Genomic DNA, 18071 nt, shown 5'->3' with positions numbered 1-18071 from the left:
CCCCCTCGCGCCCGTCCCGTGCTGCGGAAATCCTTTTCGGTGCTGGTTCGGTGCTGGTTCGGTGCTGGTTCGGGCCGGTTCAGAGGCGCGGTGACCGGCGGACCGTCAGGACGGCGACGTCGTCGTGCCGACCGCCGCTGCCCGCGTACGCCCGGGCGTCCTCGTACAGGGCGCGGGGCAGTTCGGTGGGGGAGAGGTCGAGGTGTTCGGCGAGGCGTTCGTCGACCGGGTAGAACGTGCCGTCGGCCGCGCGGGTCTCGGTCAGACCGTCGGTGCTCAGCAGCAGCGTCGCGCCCTCCGGGAACGCGAACCAGCCCACGGTCGTGGGTTCCACCGCCAGTTCGGCGAGGCCCAGCGGGACACCCGAGTCCAGCTCGGCCGAGGTGACCGTGCCGTCGTGCAGCACATGCGGGGGGATGTGCCCGCAGTTGACGGCCTGCGCCTCCTCGGTCAGCGTGTCGACGCCGATCACCAGGGCGGTGACGAAACGCTCGTCGTCGCCGGTGTTCTCGGCGTAGGAGTTGTGGCGGACGACGGCCGCGTCCAGGGCGTCGGCGAGCGCGGTGAGCGTGGGCTCGCGGTGCGCGGCCTCACGGAAGGCGCCGATGACGGCGAACGCGGCGCCCACGGCGGCCAGTCCCTTGCCCTGGACGTCGCCGATCAGCACACGCGTCCCCCAGGGCGAGGCGACGACGTCGTAGATGTCACCGCCGACGAGCCGGTCCTCCTGCAGCGGCTCGTAGATCCCGTTGACCAGGACGTCGTCGGTGAGCAGGGGCAGCGGGTGCAGGATGTGCCGCTGCATGGCCGCGGCCGTGGAGCGCAGCCGGAACATCTCGTGCTCGCGCCGGATCCGCCGGTGGCAGGCGTACACGGAGGCCGTGCCCAGGGTCAGGGTGAGCAGGACCAGCAGCAGCCGGTCCAGCCAGTGCTCCGCTTCGACGTCGCGCACGACCGCGGTGGCGGTGACGACGAGGGTGGTCCACGCGGCGACGAACGCGGTTTGCCGGACGGTGCACAGCGCGGACGCCGTGCTCGGCAGGAACACCAGCAGCCCGAGCAGCCACACCTCGGAGCCGGAGAGGACGCCGAGTGCCTCCACCAGGGCGGTGACCGCCAGCACGCTGAGGATCAGTTCGGCATTGTGGGGCGGTTCGATGGCCCCGAAGGCGTCGTCGCCCTCGACGGGTCTCTTCCGGCGGCTGGCGGCCATGCGAACTCCTGGGCGGCTCGTGATCTCCCCGTACCGTAAGCCGGTGGGCTCCGCGAGCCGGGTTGGAGGGGGCCGTGTCGTGGAGGGGGTGCGGGGGCTGTCGATCAGGTGGGAGGGGTGCGTTGTCGGGTGCGGGTCCGGTGGGGGCTGGTCGCGCAGTTCCCCGCGCCCCTGAAAAGCAGGGGCTGCGCCCCGTGCTTTTCAGGCCCGCAGGGGGCCTGTGTCTTTCAGGGGCGCGGGGAACTGCGCGACCAGCCCCCACCGGCCCGCGGGGTCGTGCCCCGGTCAGGGGCCACGTGGATCTTCGGGCCGGGGCCCGAGCCCGGCGGCCGCTCGCCCGCGAGGACGGGGCCGACCTCGTCGAGGGCGACCGTCGCGGCGACCAGGGGCCGGGGGTCCACGGCGCCGGTGGCGTACGCGTGGATCGTGGCGTCGAGGCCGGGGGAGGCGGAGAGGATGCCGACGGCCGTGACGTCCTTGAGGACGAGTGCGCGGGTGTCGATCCGGCTGGGTTCGGCGGCCAGCCCGATGTACACCACACGGCCCCCCGGCTCCACCAACTCCAGGGCGCCGCCCGGCAGATGGGCCGCGTTGGTGGCGTCCACGACGGCGTCGAAGGGAAGCCCGGGGAGGGAGTCCTCCGTCCAGGTGTGCGGGAAGCCCAGGTCGCGGGCGAAGGCGAGCGAGGCATCGGTCTGGCCCAGGAGATGGACCTCCGCCCCGGCGGCCCGGAGGAACAGCGCCACCAGCAGCCCGATCGTCCCCGGCCCCAGCACCAGGGCACGGTCCCCCGGCCCGGTCGCCGTCGCCTCCGCCGCGCGCAGCGCGTTGCCCCCCGGCTCCACGAGCGCCCCGAGCACGGCGTCCACGGAGTCCGGCAGGACGTGCAGGGAGGAGACGGGTACGGCGAGCCGTTCGGCGAGGGCGCCGGCCAGGCCCCCGCGGATCCCCACCTCCAGCCGCCGCTCGCACACATGCTGGTCGCCCCGGAGACAGCGACGGCACTCCCCGCACCCGAGCATCGTGTCGCCCATGACGCGCCGCCCCACCCAGCCGGGGTCGACACCGTCACCGACCGCCGACACCCGCCCGGCCCACTCGTGCCCGATCCGCATCGGATAGGCGGCGTGCCCCTGGTGGAGATAGGCCATCGTGCCGTGGAAGAACTCCAGATCGGTACCGCACACCCCGACCCGCTCCACCTCGACGACGACCTCACCGGCCCCCGCCACCGGCACCGGCACCTCCTGGACCTCGTAGGCACCGGGGGCGGTGAGGACGAAGGCGCGCATGACGTTCACGGGTCTTTCTCCAAAGGGGGGTTCGGGGCGGGGCGGGGCGTCGGGAGAGGCGGCCGTGCGGGGCTTCAGCGGTACGGCTCACCGAGGGGGCCGAGGAGCGCGCGGATCTCGTCGAGCGCGTCGACCAGGGCGGCCAGGGGCGTCCGGTAGGCCAGCGCGCTGACGCTCACCGCCCCGGAGGGGGCCGTGGGAGAGGTGAGGAAGACGGGCAGGGCGAGGCAGTTGACGCCCGTCTCGTTCTCCTGGTCGTCGACGGCGTAGCCCCGTGCGGCCGTGGCCGTCAGTTCCCCGTGCAGTCCGGCGGCCGTGCACCGGGTCCGTGGTGTGCGGCGTTCCGGAGCGGTGGTGCCGATCCACGCCTCGACCTCCGCGAGCGTGCCCAGCCGCCCGGCGAGCAGCACCTTTCCCACGGCGGTGCTGTGGGCGGGGTTGCGCCCGCCGACCGTCGACGTCAGCCGGACCGCACCGGCGGGCGGGTCGGTCTTGGCGCGGTACACGACCTCACGGCCGTCGAGCACCGCGTAGTGCGCGGTCTCCCCGAACCGCCGCGCCAGCGCTTCGAGCACCGGACGGACCCGCAGATGGTCGGGCCGCGCCTCGTGATGGGCGAAGGCCATCCGCAGGAACTCGTCCCCCAGCCCGTACCGCCCCCGCGCGTCCTGGTCGGCGAGCCCGGCCCGCCGCAGCGCGCCCAGCGCCCTGTGCACGGTCGGCTTGGGGCTGCCGATGGCCCGGGTCAGCTCCTCCAGACCCACCCCGCCGGGGTAGCGGGCCAGCGCCCGCAGGACCGCGAGCACCCGGTCCGCACCCACAAGTCGGCCGTCCCCGGCGCCCGTCGGGCCGTCCTCACCGGGGTCTGTCGGTGCCTCGTACGGCTGCGTATGCTTCATCGCGTTCCAGACTGTAGACCGCCGTACCGATAGTCGGAAGGGACTCCGGGTGACGCTCCGCAGCGCGCAGTGGTACGGGGGACAGGACCGCAACGCCTACATCCACCGGGCGTGGATGCGGCGGGGCGTGCCGGGCGACGCGTTCACGGGACGGCCGCAGATCGCGATCGCCAACACGGCCTCGGACCTGACCCCTTGCAACGCGCATCTGGACGAGGTCGCGGCCTCGGTGCGCAACGGCGTCTACGAGGCGGGCGGCATCCCGCTGGACCTGCCGGTGGTGTCGCTGGGCGAGACGAACGTCCGGCCCACCGCGATGCTCTGGCGGAACATGGCCGCGATGGCCACGGAGGAGATGCTGCGGGCCAACCCCATCGACGGGGTCGTCCTCCTCGGCGGCTGTGACAAGACCATCCCCTCGCTGCTGATGGCCGCCGCCTCCGTGGACCTGCCCGCGGTCGTCGTCCCCGGCGGGCCGATGCTCAACGGCACCTTCCGCGGCGGTCCGCTGGGTTGCGGCACCGGGGTGTGGCAGCTGTCGGAGGAGGTCCGGGCGGGCACGCTCTCGCAGGAGCAGTTCACCCGTTCCGAGTCGGCGATGATCCGCAGCCGGGGGCACTGCAACACGATGGGGACGGCGTCGACGATGGCGCTGGTCGCCGAGGCGCTCGGCACGGTGATTCCCGGTCTGGCGGGCACCCCCGCCCCCGACAGCAGGCTGCTGGAGGCCGCGCACGGCACCGGGCGGCTGGCCGTGGACCTGGTGGGCGCCGACCGACGGCCGGGCACCTTCCTGACCAAGGGCTCCTTCCACAACGCGATCGTCGCGCTGGCCGCGATCGGCGGCTCCACCAACGCCGTCGTCCATCTGCTGGCCATCGCCGGCCGCCTCGGTGTCGACCTCACCCTGGACGACTTCGACCGCATCGGCTCCCGGGTGCCGGTCCTGGTCGACCTGCAGCCCGCCGGGCGCTTCCTCATGGAGGACCTCCACCGCGCCGGAGGGTTCCTCGCCGTGCTGCGCGAGGTCCGCGACCTGCTCGACCCGGAGGCGCTGACCGTCACCGGCGAGCCGCTGGTCGCCCATCTCGACGAGGCGGCCGTCTGGGACGCCGAGGTCATCCGCCCGCGTGCCGCGCCGCTGGTCGCCGAGGGCGGTATCGCCGTCCTACGCGGCAATCTCGCCCCGGACGGCGCGCTGATCAAACCGGCCGCCGCCTCTCCGCAGCTGCTGCGGCACCGGGGCCGGGCGGTCGTCTTCGACTCCGTCGAGGACTTCCACGCCCGTATCGACGACCCCGCCCTGGACGTGGACGCCGACTCCGTCCTCGTCCTGCGCGGCTGCGGTCCCAAGGGCTACCCGGGCATGCCGGAGGTCGCCAACCTGCCCCTGCCGAAAAAGCTCCTCGAACAGGGCGTCCGTGACATGGTTCGCGTCTGCGACGGCCGGATGAGCGGCACGGCGTACGGCACGGTGGTCCTGCACGTCGCCCCGGAGGCCGCGGCGGGCGGCCCCCTCGCGCGTGTCCGCACTGGGGACGTCATCGTCCTCGACGTGGCGGCCCGCCGTATCGACGTCGAGGTGCCCGCCGACGAACTCGCGGCCCGCGAACCGAACCAGGCCACGCTCGACGGCTTCGCCGCGCCCCGCCGAGGCTGGGAACGGCTCTACGTCGACCATGTCCTCCAGGCCGACACCGGCGCCGATCTCGACTTCCTGCTCGGCTCCAGCGGTTCCGGGGTGAGCCGCGAGTCCCACTGACGCCACCCGGCCGCCCGGGGGTCAGCCGTCGACGAAGGTGAGGGTCTCGGCGAGCGGTGCCCGGCCCGTGCGGGCGCACTCCGCCGTCCCGTCCTCGAAGCCGATGGACATCCCGCAGAACAGGACGAGATCGTCCGGGGGTGACAGGACCTCCGCGACCGTCCGGTGGTACTTCGCCCACGCCATCTGCGCACAGCTGTGCAGCCCTTCGGCGCGGAGCAGCAGCATCACGGTCTGCAAGTACATGCCGACGTCGGACCACTGGGCCGGGCCCATGTCGCGGTCGATGTAGCAGAACAGGGCGGCGGGCGCGCCGAAGCACTGCCAGTTCGCGGAGGCGGCCCGCTGCCGGGCCTCCAGGTCCTCGCGCGGAATGCCGAGCGCGCCGTAGCGCTGCTCGCCGAAGGCGGAACGGCGTTCGCGGTACGGGGACTTGAGCGCCGGCGGATACATCTCGTACTCGGGCTCGTCCCAGGCGTCTCCGGTGGCCACGCGCTCACCGGCGCGCTTCTTGAGTTCGGTCAGCGGTCTGCCGGTCAGGGCGTAGGCGTGCCAGGGCTGGAGGTTCGATCCGGAGGGCGCCCGGGTCGCGGTGGACAGCACCCGCCGCAGCGCCTCCCTCGGGACGGGCCGGTCGGTGAACCCGCGCACCGCCCGTCGGCTCGTGACCGCCTCGTAGACGTCCAAGGCCGCCTACCTCCTTCTCGTTCGACGTCCTATGTACAGGCCAACTACATTGCGACTGCGATGGTATCACTCGATACCATCTCGTGCTTAACTATTGACAGTTCGATCCTCGCCCCCGGCTCCCCGCCTCGGGCACCCCACTTTGGAGATGGCCATGGCCACGTTGCTGCACATCGACTCGTCCATGCTTCCCGGCGAGGCGTCCTTGTCCCGTTCGGTCGCGGACGCCTTCCGTCAGGTCTGGGAGGAGCGGCACCCGCAGGGCGTGGTGATCCACCGCGACCTCGCCGCCGACCCGGTCCCGCACATCACCGCCGACGGCTGGACGGCCGGTTTCGCCGCCCCGTCCGAGCGCACCCCAGCGCAGGCCGCCGCGTACGCCGCGCGGATACGGCTCATCGAGGAACTGGAGGGCGCGGACGCCGTCCTGATCGGCGCCCCCATGCACAACTTCTCGGTCCCCTCGGCCCTCAAGGCCTGGCTGGACAACGTGATCCTGCCCGGCCGCACCTCGGGCGAGAACCCCTCCACCCGGGGCATCCCGGTCGTCGTCGTCGCCAGCCGCGGCGGCTCCTACGCGCCGGGCACCCCGCGCGAGGGCTTCGAGTTCGTGCAGAACTACCTGGAGGCCGTCCTCCACCGCACCCTCGGCATGGACCTCGACTTCATCGTCCCGGAACTCACCCTGGCCCCCCGCAACCCGGCCATGTCCGAGCTGATCCCCCTCTTCGAGGACTCCCGTAAGCGCGCCTTCGAGGACGCGGCCCTCAAGGCCCAGGCACTCGTGGAGCGCCTGGCGGTGTGACCCTGCCTCCCGGGGCCGTCTGACGCTCCGCCGCGGGGCGTCAGACGGTGTCGTCGTCGGCGGGGTGGGCGACCCGGCTCAGCAGGTCCGTCAGCAGCGCGGACTCGCCGGGCGCCAGACCGGCGACCAGACGCCCGGCCAGCGGCTCCGCCGCCGTGTGCGCCGCGTCGAACAGCTCCAGCCCCCGCGCGGTGATCTCCACCGCCCGGGCCCGCCGGTCCCCCGGAACGGCCTTGCGCACCGCCAGGCCCTTGCGCTCCAGGTCGTCCACGATCCGCATGATCCCGGCCTTGTCCGACCCCGTCGCCGCCGCCAGGTCCCGCTGCACCGTGGGCCCGCGGTTGACCAGCTCGATCAGCACGGCGAAGTGCCGCAGCTCGACACCGAGCGGCCGGAGCGCCTCGGTCATCACCGTCGCCGCCCGCCAGTGCGCCCGGCGCAGCAGCAGACCGAGCGCGAACGGCGATCCGTCCCCGGGGCGGTCGGTCGCGCGCGCGGCGGTGGTTCCCGAGGGAACGTCGGAGGTCATACGGCCCACCCTATCGCCGTGCGCTCGACCGATACGGTCGCGAACGACACCGGTCGGGGGCCGCCTCAGCCGCCCCGGCGCAGCATCCGCGACAGGCCCAGGGCCGCCGTCCGAACCGCCGGGGCCAGTTGGGCGGGGCTGAAGCGGGAGCGGGGGACGGCCACCGAGAGGGCGGCGACCGCGGTGCCGCCGGCGAACACCGGCGCCGCGATACAGCTCACGCCGAGCGCGGCCTCCTGCTCCTCGTACGCCAGCCCCGAGACCTGGATCTTCTCCAGGGTCATCCGCAGCCGCGCCGGGTCGGTGATCGAGTACGGCGTGAGGCTCGGCAGCGGCCGCGCCAGGACCTCCTCGGTCAGCTCGGCGCCGGAGAAGGCGAGCAGCGCCTTGCCCACGCCGGTGCAGCTCAGCGGGAGGCTGCCGCCGATACGGGAGGGCAGCCGCAGGGCCTCGTGGCCGTGGATGCGTTCGAGGTAGACCACGTCCAGGCCCTCGCGGACACCGAGATGGACGGTCTCCCGGGTCGCCTCGAACAGGTCCTGGAGGAACGGCAGCGCCGTCTCCCGCAGATCGAGCCGGTGCGGCACCAGCGACCCGAGTTCGAACAGCTTCGCGCCGAGCCGGTACTGCGGGCCCGTGCGCTCCAGCCAGCCCAGCCGGACGAGGTCCGCGCCCAGCCGGTGCACGGTGGGCTTCGGCAGACCGGTCAGCTCCGAGAGTTCCGACAGGCGGAACGGACCACCGCTGGGACTGAAGCAATCCAGGATGATCGCCGCCTTGTCCAGCATGCTGCCGGTGTCGCTGTTCCGTGCCACGGAACAAAGTTTGTGCTCTTCCGGAGCCGCTGTCTATACCGGAGTTCCCACCCCCGCACCGGTGTTCCACCACCGCTTCGCCCCCGGAGGCAACCGTGACGCCCGCTCTCGACCCACCGACCGTGGTCAAGGCCGCCGACCTGCTGGCCGAGGCCACCCGCACCGGGGTCCCCTGCCCGCCCGTGCGCGACCTCTTCGACGACGGCGGCGACCTCGCGACCGCCTACGCCGTGCAACAGCTGAACGTACGGCGCGGCCAGGCCGCCGGACGCCGGATCGTCGGCCGCAAGATCGGGCTGACCTCCGTGGCCGTGCAGCGCCAACTCGGCGTGGACCAGCCCGACTTCGGCGCGCTCTTCGCCGACATGGCCGTACCGGACGGCGGCGAGGTGCCCGCCGGGCGGCTGCTGCAGCCCAAGGTGGAGGCCGAGGTCGCGCTCGTCCTCGGCCGCGACCTCCCGCACCGCGAGTGCACCGTCGTCGACGTCCTGCGCGCCGTCGACTTCGCGCTGCCCGCCCTGGAGATCGTCGACAGCCGGGTGCGCGGCTGGGACATCTCCCTCGTCGACACCGTCGCCGACAACGCCTCCTGCGGCCTCTACGTCCTCGGCGCCACCCCCGTCCCGCTCACCGCCGTGGACCTGCGTGCCGTGACGATGACCATGCGCCGCGACGGCGAGACCGTCTCCGAGGGCACCGGCGCCGCCTGTCTCGGCAGCCCCCTGAACGCGGCGGTCTGGCTGGCCTCCGCGCTCGCCGAGCGGGGCGATCCGCTGCGCGCCGGCGACCTGGTGCTCACCGGAGCCCTGGGCCCGATGGCGCCCGCCGCCCCGGGCGACCTCTTCGAGGCGCACATCCTCGACCTGGGCTCCGTACGCGTCCGGTTCGCGGACGAAGGCGCGCGGGACGCGCAGGGCACGCAGCGCGCGGAAGGGGCCGGCCAGTGACCACCAAGGTCGCCGTCATCGGCTCCGGCAACATCGGCACCGACCTCATGATCAAGATCCTGCGGCTGTCGGACAGCCTGGAGATCGCCGCGCTGGCCGGCATCGACCCCGCCTCCGACGGCCTGGCCCGCGCCCGCCGCCTGAAGGTCGCCACCACCCACGAGGGCGTCGAGGGGCTGGTGAAGCTGGACGAGTTCGCCGACATCGAGATCGTCTTCGACGCCACCTCGGCGGGCGCCCACCGCCACCACGACGCGATACTGCGCCCCCTCGGCCGCACCCTGGTCGACCTCACCCCGGCCGCCCTCGGCCCGTACGTCGTCCCGCCCGTCAACGGCGACGCCCATCTCGCCGCCCCGAACGTCAACATGGTCACCTGCGGCGGCCAGGCCACCATCCCGGTCGTCGCCGCCGTCGACGCGGTCACCCCGGTCCACTACGGCGAGATCATCGCCTCCCTCGCCTCCCGCTCGGCGGGCCCCGGCACCCGGGCGAACATCGACGAGTTCACCGAGACCACCTCCTCCGCCATCGAACAGGTCGGCGGCGCCGCACGCGGCAAGGCGATCATCGTCCTCAACCCGGCCGAACCCCCGCTGATCATGCGGGACACCGTGCACTGCCTGGTCTCCGACTGCGCCACCGAGGAGGTCGCCGCGTCCGTCGAGGAGATGGTCGGCCGCGTCCAGGCGTACGTCCCCGGCTACCGCCTCAAGCAGAAGGTCCAGTTCGACCGCGTCCCGGCCGACGACCCGCTGCGCACCCTCGCCCCCGGCACCGGCGACGCCCTCAAGGTCTCCGTCTTCCTGGAGGTCGAGGGCGCCGCGCACTACCTCCCGGCCTACGCCGGGAACCTCGACATCATGACCTCGGCCGCGCTGCGCACCGCCGAACGCATGGCCGCCCACCGTGGCAAGGAGACAGCCGAGTGACCAGGCTCTACGTCCAGGACGTCACCCTCCGGGACGGCATGCACGCCGTCCGGCACCGCTACACCGTCGACCAGGCCCGCGCCATCGCCGCCGCGCTGGACACAGCGGGCGTGGCCGCGATCGAGATCGCCCACGGCGACGGACTGGCGGGCTCCAGCATCACGTACGGCGTCGGCGCCCACACCGACTGGGAGTGGATCGAGGCCGTCGTGGACGCCACCGGCCAGGCGGTGCCCACCACACTGCTGCTCCCCGGCATCGGCACCCTGCACGACCTGCGGCAGGCGCACACCCTCGGCATCCGCAGCGTCCGGGTCGCCACCCACTGCACCGAGGCCGACATCTCCGCCCAGCACATCTCCGCCGCCCGCGAACTGGGCATGGACGTCGCCGGGTTCCTGATGATGTCCCACCTGGCCGAACCCGCCGAACTGGCCCGCCAGGCCAAGCTGATGGAGTCCTACGGCGCCCACTGCGTCTATGTCACCGACTCCGGCGGCCGGCTCACCATGGACGGCGTACGCGACCGGTTCCGCGCCTACCGCGACGTCCTCGACCCGGCCACCGAGCTGGGCATCCACGCCCACCACAACCTCGCGTTGGGCGTCGCCAACACGGTCGTCGCCGTCGAGAGCGGTGCCGTACGCGTCGACGCCTCCCTCGCCGGACAGGGCGCCGGGGCCGGCAACTGCCCGCTGGAGGCGTTCGTCGCGGTCGCCGACCTGATGGGCTGGAAGCACGCCTGCGACCTGTTCCCGCTGATGGACGCCGCCGACGACCTCGTCCGTCCCCTCCAGGACCGTGCGGTGCGCGTCGACCGCGAGACCCTCAGCCTCGGCTACGCGGGCGTCTACTCCAGCTTCCTGCGGCACGCGGAGACGGCCGCCGCCCGCTACGGCCTCGACACCCGCGCGATCCTCGTCGAGGTCGGCCGGCGCGCGATGGTCGGCGGCCAGGAGGACATGATCACGGACGTCGCACTGGACCTGGTGGCCCGCGCGGAGCGCGCCAGCTGACCGGCCCCGGTGGTCTCAGCCGCTGCCCGGCTGGACCAGCTGGAACAGCAGGCGGGCCGCCCGGCGTCGGGCGGCCCGCCGCAGCCGCACCGGGACAGGGTCGCTCCGCCGGGCCACGGGGGCGCCCGCCAGGCGGGGGAAGAGGGCCTCGGCGTTGGTGCGGTTCACCGCCGCCAGCGTGGCCGGGTCGACGCCCGTGTCCAGGCCGGTCGCGAAGTACTGCCCGGCGGTGCTCGGGGCGAAGGGCCAGTCGCTGCCGAACAGGACGTGCCCGGGGCGGGCGAACGCGAGCAGGCTGGGCAGGGCGGCGGGGCTGGAGGACAGGGCCGTGTCGAAGTGGAAGCCACGGAAGTCGTCCAGGACGTCCAGGGTGCTGCGGCCGGTCTCGGCGGAGATCGCGGCGGCCATCCGGTGGGAGGCGTACGGCAGGAAACCACCACCGTGGCTGAGGACGAACCGGATGCGGGGGTGCTCACGGACGACCCTGCCGCGGACCAGCAGGAACGCGGCCCGGGACGTGTCGAGGAGGAAGTCCGCGGCGAAGGGCGGGATGCCCGGGACCGACAGGCCCGGGAGATCGGCGGGGTGGACGAGGACGACGGCGGCGCGGTCGTCGAGGACGCGCCAGAGCGGCTCCTGCCCCGGAGCGCCCAGATAGGTGCCCTGGTTGTTGGCCAGCAGGGTGACCCCGTCGGCGCCCAGCTCGTCCAGCGCGCGGACGGCCTCGGCGGCCACGCGGGCCGGGTCGGGCATCGGCAGCGTGGCGAAGAAGCCGAAGCGGCCCGGATGGCCGGCGGCCACGGACGCCCCGTGGTCGTTGAGCCGCCGGGCCAGCGCGGCCGCCTCCGCCGGGTCGGTGAGGAAGCCCGTACCGGGTGTGGAGACGGACAGGATCGCCGTGGTGGTGGCCAGCAGGTCCATCACCTCCAGCGCGCCTTCGGGACTCCACTCCGGCAGCGCCCGCCCGCCCGCTTCGGCGATCCCGGCCTTGGCGAGGAGATCGCGGTAGAAGGGCGGCACGGCGTGCTGATGGACGTCGATCCGACCGGGGGTGTTCGTCATGGCATGGCCTCCTTGCGGTCCCGGACGCTGACTTTACCGTAGTGATTGCTCCAATTGGAGTAACCGCTACAGCAACTACAGCAAGAACCGCACAGCGTTCCGCAAAAGGCGCGGCGCGTCCCCAGGGACGTCCCCCGCGCAGGTGCGGGGGAACGCTGGGATGCTGAACGGGGAGCGCTGCCCAAGCCCTGTCGACCGATGGTGGTGAGCGCCGTGGCAGGAACCGAGGAGAGCCGTTCGGGGCCGGGGGCGGGGCCGGGGCCGGGGCCGGTCGTGCCGAGTGCGGATCCCCAGGGGGACCCGTTTCTGCGCACCCGGTTCGCCGTCCCGGCCCGGCCCGCCACGTTCCTCCGCCGGAAACGCCTGGTCGACCACCTCGACCAGGCCCTGCGCACCCCGCTCACCCTCGTCAACGGGGCCGCGGGAGCCGGGAAGACCCTGCTGGTCGCCGACTGGGCGGCGGGGCGGGACCGGCCCGTCGCCTGGCTCACCACCGAGGCCGGCGACCAGGGACCCGGCATGTTCTGGGCCTACTTCCTCCAGGCGCTGCGCGCCGCCGGTGTGCCCCTGCCGCCGGAGATCGGCTGCCCCGCCGACGCCGGCCACGTGGACCGTACGCTGCTGACCCGGCTCGCCGCGGAACTGGGCGCCCGGGAGCGGCCCGTGATCGTGGTGCTCGACGAGTACGACCGGGTCACCCACCCCGAGATCGCGGACCAGCTGGAGTTCGTCCTGCACCACGCGGCCCGGGGGCTGTGCCTGGTCCTCGTCACCCGCACCGAACCGCTGCTGCCCCTGCACCGCTACCGGGCGCTCGGCGACATGACGGAGATCCGCAACGCCGAGCTGGCCTTCACCCCCGAGGAGGCGGCCGTCCTGCTGGACCTGCACGGGCTGCGGCTCCCGGTACCGGTCGCGCGGACGCTCGTGGAACGCACCCGGGGATGGGCGGCCGGGCTGCGGCTGTCCGCGCTGGCCGCGGGGGAGAGCCCCGACCCGGAGACGTACTTGAAGCGGTTCGAGGCCGAGCGCACCGCCGTCGCCGACTTCCTGCTCGCGGAGGTCCTCGAACGGCAGCCCCCCGAGACCCAGGACCTGCTGCTGCGGGTCAGCGTCCTGGACCGGTTCTCCCCCGAGCTGGCGGACGCCCTGACGGAACGCGCCGACGCCGCCGGCATCCTGGCCGCGCTGCACCGCCAGAACGCCTTCGTCGAGGACCTCGGACGGGCCCGGTACCGCCTCCATCCGCTCTTCGGGGAGATCCTCCGCGCCCATCTGCGGATGCGTCACCCCGGCCTGGAACCCGAACTCCACCGCCGGGCCGCCCGCTGGCTGCGTCGCTCGGGCACCCTCACCGAGGCGCTCGGCCACGGGGCCGCCGCCGGGGACTGGGAGTTCACCGCGGGCGCCCTCGTCGACGACCTCGCCATCGGCCGGCTCTTCACGGGCCTGCGCTCCGACGACCTCGCCGACCTGTTCTCCGCCATGGGCCCCGAGGCGACGAGCCCCGCCGCGAACCTCGTACGGGCCGCCCGTGAACTGTCCCGCTGCGAACTCGACCGGGGCCTGACCCATCTGCGGCACGCGGAACGGAGTCTGACGGGAGAGGGGGACCGCACGGCGGCCGGGGACGAGCCCGGTCCGGCGGCGGCCCGGCTGAGCTGTCTGCTGCTGGAGGCGCTGGCGGCCCGGCTGGCCGGCTCGCCGGGGAGGGTGGAACTGGTGGCCGGGACTGCCGAACGGCTGCGGGAACAGGTCCCCGCCGACCTCCTGGACGAGCACCCCGAACTCACCGCGCTCCTCCTGGCCCACCTGGGATCGACCCGGCTGTGGGCCGGGCGCTTCGACGAGGCACGGGCCGCCCTGTCACTGGTCGCCGACGGCACCGGGGACGCCTCGACGGCGCTGCCCCGCGAGGACTGTCTCGGCCGGCTGGCCCTCATCGACTATCTGAACGGCTGGCCCGGCCGCGCGGAACGCAAGGCCCTGGCGGCCCAGACCGTCTCCGAGCGGTACAGCCTGCCGCAGCCCTCCGGCTTCGGCGTCGGACGGCTGGTCCTGGCCGCCGTCGCCGTCGACCGGGACGAACTGCGGCTGGCCCGCGCCCACCTCGACGCGGCGACGCACCCCGCTCCCACCCTGCGGGACCCGGTGACGGAGGCGGGCCGGGCCCTCGCCACCGCCCGCCTGCTGCTGGCCCACGGCGACACCCGCGCGGCCCTCGCGGCGGCCGACCCCGCCGTGACCGCCGACGTGGCCTCGCCCTGGGCGGAAGGACACACGGCGCTCGTCGCGTCCGCGGCCCACCTCGCCCGGGGACGCCCCGACGAGGCCGCCGCACTGCTGCACGCCGTGCCCGGGCACCAGCCGGTGTGCACGGTGGGGGAGGCGCGGGCCCGGCTCGCCGCGGGCACGCCCCGCGACGCCCTCGACCTCCTGGACGGTGTCCTGTCCGAGAGCCGCACCGGGCCCGCGGTGACCGTACGGGCCCTGCTGGTCCGCGCCGAGGCCGCGCACGCCCTCGGCGACCGGGCCGCCGTCCGCCGGCTGGTCGCCCAGGCCCTCCACGAGGCCCGCCGCGAACGGCTGCGCCGCCCCTTCGCCGAGGCCGGCGGCTGGCTCCGCCCCGTCCTCGACACCCCGCCCCTGCGCGGCCTCGCGACCGGCTGGCTCACCCCCGGACCGGCCCGCCCCGAGGACCGTCCGCCGGTCGTGGAGGAACTGAGCGGGCGCGAACGCGATGTGCTGCGCCGGCTGGACCGCATGATGTCGACCGAGGAGATCGCCGCCGACCTCTGTGTCTCGGTCAACACCGTCAAGACCCACCTCAAGAGCGTCTTCCGGAAACTCGCCGTCAACCGTCGCAACGACGCCGTACGCCGCGCCCGCGAACTGCGCCTTCTCTGACCCCCGGAGGCCGCACCTGGCGATCTCCGGGACCGGGGCCGTGCCAGTCGAGGCACAGGACGGTGGCGTCGTCCCGTACGTGGCCGTCGCAGGCGTCGGTGACCGCGGCGACCAGGGTGCGTACGACCTCGCGCGGGTGGTCGGTGGCGGTGGCCCGGATGAGTTCGGGGAGGTCGACCATGTGCGCCTGGCGTTCCTGCATGCCGTCGGTGTAGAGCACGAGACGGTCACCGGGGCACAGGTCGAGGTCCTGCACCTGGTACGCCCCCTGCCAGGCGACGCCGAAGGGCAGGTTCACGGTCAACGGGAGCTCCTCGACCTTGCCGTCGCGCAGCCGCAGCGGCCAGGGGTGACCGGCGTTGACGAGCTGTGCGCCGGTTCCGTCCAGCGCGATACGCAGCAACTGGCCGGTGGCGAAGGTCCGTCGACCGTGGTCGAGGAGGGCCTGGTGGGTCTGGCGGGCCTGTTCGGCGAGACCGGTCCCGGCGCGGCGGGCGCCCCGGGAGGCGTTGACCAGGAGGGTGGCCATCAGCGAGGCGTCCACGTCGTGCCCCATGGCGTCGGTGATGGACAGGTGCAGGGCGTCGTGGTCGAGGGAGTAGTCGTAGGTGTCACCGGCGATGTCGGAGGCCGGGACCAGCGCGCCGGCGAGCGCGAACTCGGCGGCCTCGCAGGACGGCGCCGAGGGCAGGAGCTGACGCTGGATCTCCGCGGCCAGGCTGACCGAGGTGGTGCGATTGCCCCAGTGGTAGAGGTCGGTGAAGCGGCGGTCGGCCACGATGATGTACGCCAGCGCGTGCGCGGCCTCCTCGATCTGCGCCAGCACGTCCTGGGTGACCCGCGTGAGGAACAGCTCCAGCACCCCGATGGTGTCCCCGCGGTTGGTGACCGGGGCGAGCACCCGCTGCCCGTGCCCGTTCTCCGGTGCCCGCACCGGCTTCTGGGTGCGCAGGACCTCGTCGTAGGCACCGCTGCCGGCCAGGGGTACCTGTTCCGCCCGGGGCAGTTGTTGCGCGGACGCGTTCTCGCTGACCCGCAGCAGGCGTCCGCCCGCGACGTCGACGAACAGGAACGACACGTAGCGTGCCCCGAACCGGTCGCGCAGATTGCGTGCCACCACGTCGAGAGAGCCCACCGGCGCGGCCTTCTCCGCCGCCGCCAGTACCTCAGCCAGTCCGGTCCGGTCACCCGTCACCACTGCCTCCTTCGGATCGACCACTCGCTTTCCCGCCCCCGCGACAGGCGCAGCACGGCTGTGACGCATGTCTCAGCACGTCCGGGTCGCCCCCGGCGAAGGACACCCGGGCGCGGGGCGGCGGCCCCGCCAGGGCATACCTGGGGCATGAGAGGGCTGCGGCGATTCATGGAGGAGACGGGCGGCCGGCCCGGCGACCGGCGGCCTGGGGCCCCGTCATGGCGGGCCAGCCGCTGTCGGCAGTGGAGGAGGCGCCCGAGAGCGCCGAGCCGGGGCTTCGGGCCTGGCCGCGATGACGGTGGCGCAGCCGGTCTCCGCGCCGCGGAAGCAGTGGGTCGACCGGAGTCGGCCGCCGCCTGGGCCGGACGCCGCCTCCTTCCTGCTGATCCGCCGTCTGCCGGGGACGGGATGGGGCAGCTGGGGGCCCGACCCGGCCGCCCTGGCGATCAGGTCGGCGGTGAGGCCGCTGCGGCGGATCCGCCCGGGGCACCGCGGTGCGGCGCGTCAGCGGGTGTCGACGATGTCGCCGGTCATGGCGATGACTTCGCCGACGGTGTAGCTGGAGACGGCGTCGGAGGCCGGGCAGACGTAGGCCGGCGCGGTCTCCTCCGGCTGGGCCGGACGGGGCGCCGCTGTTCGTCCGAGTCGTAGGGCGGGGTGGGGCCGGAGGCGACCCGCGGTGTGTGCGCCGTTCCTCGTGGTGGGACTGCCTTCGGATGACCGGCCGGTGCCGTCACCGGCCCTGGTCCTCCGTCGGCCGTTGCTGCCGGGCCCGCACCGACTCCATCGCCTCGCGCAGGGTCCGGCCCGGAGGGCGCATACGGCCATGTGCGACGCCGCCCTCGTCCTTCGCGGGTTCCTCCGCCACGACATCGCCCGGGCTCCGCGTCCTCGGCTCGTGCCCCTGCTCCTGATCCTGCTCCTCGGGAACGGGCATCGCGCAACCTCCTTCGCGGTCGCGTCGATCATGTGCCTGCGCGAGTACCCGACGATCCCCGGGACAACCCGGAGGGCCGCCCGGGGGCACACCCGCCTCGTCAAGCGATCCAGGAGCGTGTGCATCACGGATCCCGGGGCACTCGGCGGAGGCGCACATGCGGGCGTATCGGGTGAAGGTGCTCGGACCGGATGGCTCGTGACGGCGGTGACGCCGTTGTGCCGGAAGGAACGGAGGTACTCGATGACGCCGGACTCGCTGGTGTCGACGTCGACGCTGCTGCTGACTCCGCCAGGTGTGTACGCCCCGCAGGGAGACACGGAGTTGCTGACGCGTGCCCTGTGCCGGGAGGACATCGGCCCCTCGACCGACGTCCTCGAACTGGGGACGGGCAGCGGCGCGGTGGCCGTACAGGCGGCGCGGCTGGGGGCCCGGGTCACGGCGGTCGACATCTCGTGGCTCTCCGTGTTCACCGCCCGCGTCAACGCGCTGCTGGCCCGCCGACGGATCCGTGTCCGGCACGGTGACCTCACCACCGCCGCGACGGGGCGCGCGTACGACCTGGTGATCAGCAATCCGCCCTACGTGCCCTCGCCCGCGGGCCGGTTGCCGCGCGGCGGCCGGGCCAGGGCCTGGGAAGCGGGCCGGGACGGACGGGTCTTCGTCGACCGTCTCTGCGAGGCGGCACCCGGGATGCTGCGCCCGCGCGGTGCCCTGCTGATCGTCCACTCCAGCCTGTGCGGCACCGACGTCACGCTGCGGCGCCTCGCCGACGCCGGACTCCGCGCGTCGGTCGTCGACCGGGCCGACGTCCCGTACGGCCCGGTGCTGCGGTCCCGCCGTGCCTGGCTCATGCGCCAGGGGCTGATCGGCGAGGGCGACAGCCGCGAAGAACTGGTCGTCATCCGCGCCGAACGACCCTGACCCCGCAGCCGCCGATCGGTCCGACTGACCATCTGCATCAGGCCTGTTCGCCGACGAGAACCCTTCAAGACTGTCCGATATTCGATCACAACGCGACCAAAATCGTTCCTACAATGCCCTCTTGCAGTCGCACGCCACCGACGCCGCGT

General features: G+C 73.7%; 17 protein-coding genes. 8 read left to right on the top strand and 9 right to left on the bottom strand.

The window, feature by feature from the left end:
- Positions 1 to 79: 79 nt before the first annotated feature.
- The 3 genes from ACZ7MG_RS30680 to ACZ7MG_RS30670 all read right to left on the bottom strand — a co-directional run bounded on the left by ACZ7MG_RS30680 (position 80) and on the right by ACZ7MG_RS30670 (position 3404).
- Positions 80 to 1213, bottom strand: a complete 1134-nt coding sequence (locus ACZ7MG_RS30680) for a PP2C family protein-serine/threonine phosphatase (RefSeq protein ID WP_471386923.1) — start codon at positions 1211 to 1213, stop codon at positions 80 to 82.
- Positions 1214 to 1440: 227 nt separating this feature from the next.
- Positions 1441 to 2505, bottom strand: coding sequence for a zinc-dependent alcohol dehydrogenase (locus ACZ7MG_RS30675; protein WP_471387386.1), 1065 nt, complete (start codon positions 2503 to 2505; stop codon positions 1441 to 1443).
- A gap of 74 nt (positions 2506 to 2579) precedes the next feature.
- Positions 2580 to 3404 carry an IclR family transcriptional regulator gene (locus tag ACZ7MG_RS30670; protein ID WP_471386926.1) on the bottom strand — a complete coding sequence of 275 codons (825 nt, stop codon included), beginning with the start codon at positions 3402 to 3404 and terminating at the stop codon, positions 2580 to 2582.
- Positions 3405 to 3453: 49 nt separating this feature from the next.
- Between ACZ7MG_RS30670 and ACZ7MG_RS30665 the strand changes: the two genes are divergently transcribed.
- Entirely contained in the window at positions 3454 to 5166 is a 1713-nt protein-coding gene (locus ACZ7MG_RS30665) for an IlvD/Edd family dehydratase (RefSeq protein WP_471386929.1), read from the top strand.
- Between the two features lie 21 nt (positions 5167 to 5187).
- Here ACZ7MG_RS30665 and ACZ7MG_RS30660 read toward each other — a convergent pair whose 3' ends face one another.
- Positions 5188 to 5853 carry a nitroreductase gene (locus ACZ7MG_RS30660; RefSeq protein ID WP_471386932.1) on the bottom strand — a complete coding sequence of 222 codons (666 nt, stop codon included), beginning with the start codon at positions 5851 to 5853 and terminating at the stop codon, positions 5188 to 5190.
- Between the two features lie 154 nt (positions 5854 to 6007).
- Between ACZ7MG_RS30660 and ACZ7MG_RS30655 the strand changes: the two genes are divergently transcribed.
- Positions 6008 to 6658 (top strand): FMN-dependent NADH-azoreductase, encoded by a 651-nt coding sequence (locus ACZ7MG_RS30655; protein WP_471386935.1) that lies wholly within the window; start codon positions 6008 to 6010, stop codon positions 6656 to 6658.
- A 40-nt stretch (positions 6659 to 6698) separates the two neighbouring features.
- On the opposite strand, the gene ACZ7MG_RS30650 is transcribed toward ACZ7MG_RS30655, so the two are convergent.
- Both ACZ7MG_RS30650 and ACZ7MG_RS30645 read right to left on the bottom strand, forming a co-directional pair.
- Positions 6699 to 7187, bottom strand: coding sequence for a MarR family winged helix-turn-helix transcriptional regulator (locus ACZ7MG_RS30650; RefSeq protein WP_471386938.1), 489 nt, complete (start codon positions 7185 to 7187; stop codon positions 6699 to 6701).
- A 65-nt stretch (positions 7188 to 7252) separates the two neighbouring features.
- A complete protein-coding gene (locus tag ACZ7MG_RS30645) occupies positions 7253 to 7975 on the bottom strand; it encodes an IclR family transcriptional regulator (protein ID WP_471387389.1) in 723 nt (240 codons plus the stop codon).
- A gap of 122 nt (positions 7976 to 8097) precedes the next feature.
- Between ACZ7MG_RS30645 and ACZ7MG_RS30640 the strand changes: the two genes are divergently transcribed.
- Genes ACZ7MG_RS30640 through dmpG form a run of 3 tightly spaced genes read left to right on the top strand, consistent with a single transcriptional unit; the run spans position 8098 to position 10897 of the window.
- Positions 8098 to 8949 (top strand): 2-keto-4-pentenoate hydratase, encoded by an 852-nt coding sequence (locus ACZ7MG_RS30640; RefSeq protein WP_471386940.1) that lies wholly within the window; start codon positions 8098 to 8100, stop codon positions 8947 to 8949.
- On the top strand, positions 8946 to 9881 hold the full coding sequence (locus ACZ7MG_RS30635) for an acetaldehyde dehydrogenase (acetylating) (protein WP_471386943.1): 936 nt from the start codon (positions 8946 to 8948) through the stop codon (positions 9879 to 9881). Before ACZ7MG_RS30640 ends, ACZ7MG_RS30635 begins: the two co-directional genes overlap by 4 nt.
- Positions 9878 to 10897, top strand: a complete 1020-nt coding sequence (dmpG, locus tag ACZ7MG_RS30630) for a 4-hydroxy-2-oxovalerate aldolase (protein ID WP_471386945.1) — start codon at positions 9878 to 9880, stop codon at positions 10895 to 10897. Before ACZ7MG_RS30635 ends, dmpG begins: the two co-directional genes overlap by 4 nt.
- 15 nt (positions 10898 to 10912) lie before the next feature.
- Here dmpG and ACZ7MG_RS30625 read toward each other — a convergent pair whose 3' ends face one another.
- Positions 10913 to 11959 carry an amidohydrolase family protein gene (locus ACZ7MG_RS30625; protein WP_471386948.1) on the bottom strand — a complete coding sequence of 349 codons (1047 nt, stop codon included), beginning with the start codon at positions 11957 to 11959 and terminating at the stop codon, positions 10913 to 10915.
- 198 nt (positions 11960 to 12157) lie between these two features.
- On the opposite strand from ACZ7MG_RS30625, the gene ACZ7MG_RS30620 reads away from it, so the two are divergent.
- Positions 12158 to 14866 carry a winged helix-turn-helix domain-containing protein gene (locus tag ACZ7MG_RS30620; RefSeq protein ID WP_471386950.1) on the top strand — a complete coding sequence of 903 codons (2709 nt, stop codon included), beginning with the start codon at positions 12158 to 12160 and terminating at the stop codon, positions 14864 to 14866.
- Here ACZ7MG_RS30620 and ACZ7MG_RS30615 read toward each other — a convergent pair.
- On the bottom strand, positions 14814 to 16061 hold the full coding sequence (locus ACZ7MG_RS30615) for a PP2C family protein-serine/threonine phosphatase (RefSeq protein ID WP_471386953.1): 1248 nt from the start codon (positions 16059 to 16061) through the stop codon (positions 14814 to 14816). The genes ACZ7MG_RS30620 and ACZ7MG_RS30615 overlap by 53 nt on opposite strands.
- A 292-nt stretch (positions 16062 to 16353) precedes the next feature.
- Here ACZ7MG_RS30615 and ACZ7MG_RS30610 point away from each other — a divergent pair, with 292 nt between their 5' ends.
- Complete coding sequence (locus ACZ7MG_RS30610; RefSeq protein ID WP_471386956.1) at positions 16354 to 16620, top strand: hypothetical protein; 267 nt, start codon at positions 16354 to 16356, stop codon at positions 16618 to 16620.
- 174 nt (positions 16621 to 16794) lie between these two features.
- On the opposite strand, the gene ACZ7MG_RS30605 is transcribed toward ACZ7MG_RS30610, so the two are convergent.
- Positions 16795 to 16998, bottom strand: a complete 204-nt coding sequence (locus ACZ7MG_RS30605; protein ID WP_471386959.1) for a hypothetical protein — start codon at positions 16996 to 16998, stop codon at positions 16795 to 16797.
- 243 nt (positions 16999 to 17241) lie between these two features.
- Between ACZ7MG_RS30605 and ACZ7MG_RS30600 the strand changes: the two genes are divergently transcribed.
- Positions 17242 to 17922: a HemK2/MTQ2 family protein methyltransferase gene (locus ACZ7MG_RS30600; protein ID WP_471386961.1), complete on the top strand. Its 681-nt coding sequence runs from the start codon at positions 17242 to 17244 to the stop codon at positions 17920 to 17922.
- The last annotated feature ends 149 nt before the right edge of the window (positions 17923 to 18071 follow it).

It is taken from the genome of Streptomyces sp. NPDC107538, from assembly GCF_055657445.1.
The sequence above is the reverse complement of the archived record's forward strand: the minus strand, read 5'-3'. Positions and strand labels throughout refer to the sequence as shown.

Excerpts from the sequence above, each read along its gene's own strand:
- ACZ7MG_RS30680 (WP_471386923.1), bottom strand. The coding sequence starts at position 1,213 with ATGGCCGCCAGCCGCCGGAAGAGACCCGTCGAGGGCGACGACGCCTTC.
- ACZ7MG_RS30675 (WP_471387386.1), bottom strand. The coding sequence starts at position 2,505 with ATGCGCGCCTTCGTCCTCACCGCCCCCGGTGCCTACGAGGTCCAGGAG.
- ACZ7MG_RS30670 (WP_471386926.1), bottom strand. The coding sequence starts at position 3,404 with ATGAAGCATACGCAGCCGTACGAGGCACCGACAGACCCCGGTGAGGAC.
- ACZ7MG_RS30655 (WP_471386935.1), top strand. The coding sequence starts at position 6,008 with ATGGCCACGTTGCTGCACATCGACTCGTCCATGCTTCCCGGCGAGGCG.
- ACZ7MG_RS30650 (WP_471386938.1), bottom strand. The coding sequence starts at position 7,187 with ATGACCTCCGACGTTCCCTCGGGAACCACCGCCGCGCGCGCGACCGAC.
- ACZ7MG_RS30645 (WP_471387389.1), bottom strand. The coding sequence starts at position 7,975 with ATGCTGGACAAGGCGGCGATCATCCTGGATTGCTTCAGTCCCAGCGGT.
- ACZ7MG_RS30625 (WP_471386948.1), bottom strand. The coding sequence starts at position 11,959 with ATGACGAACACCCCCGGTCGGATCGACGTCCATCAGCACGCCGTGCCG.
- ACZ7MG_RS30620 (WP_471386950.1), top strand. The coding sequence starts at position 12,158 with ATGGTGGTGAGCGCCGTGGCAGGAACCGAGGAGAGCCGTTCGGGGCCG.
- ACZ7MG_RS30610 (WP_471386956.1), top strand. The coding sequence starts at position 16,354 with ATGACGGTGGCGCAGCCGGTCTCCGCGCCGCGGAAGCAGTGGGTCGAC.
- ACZ7MG_RS30605 (WP_471386959.1), bottom strand. The coding sequence starts at position 16,998 with ATGCCCGTTCCCGAGGAGCAGGATCAGGAGCAGGGGCACGAGCCGAGG.
- ACZ7MG_RS30600 (WP_471386961.1), top strand. The coding sequence starts at position 17,242 with ATGACGCCGGACTCGCTGGTGTCGACGTCGACGCTGCTGCTGACTCCG.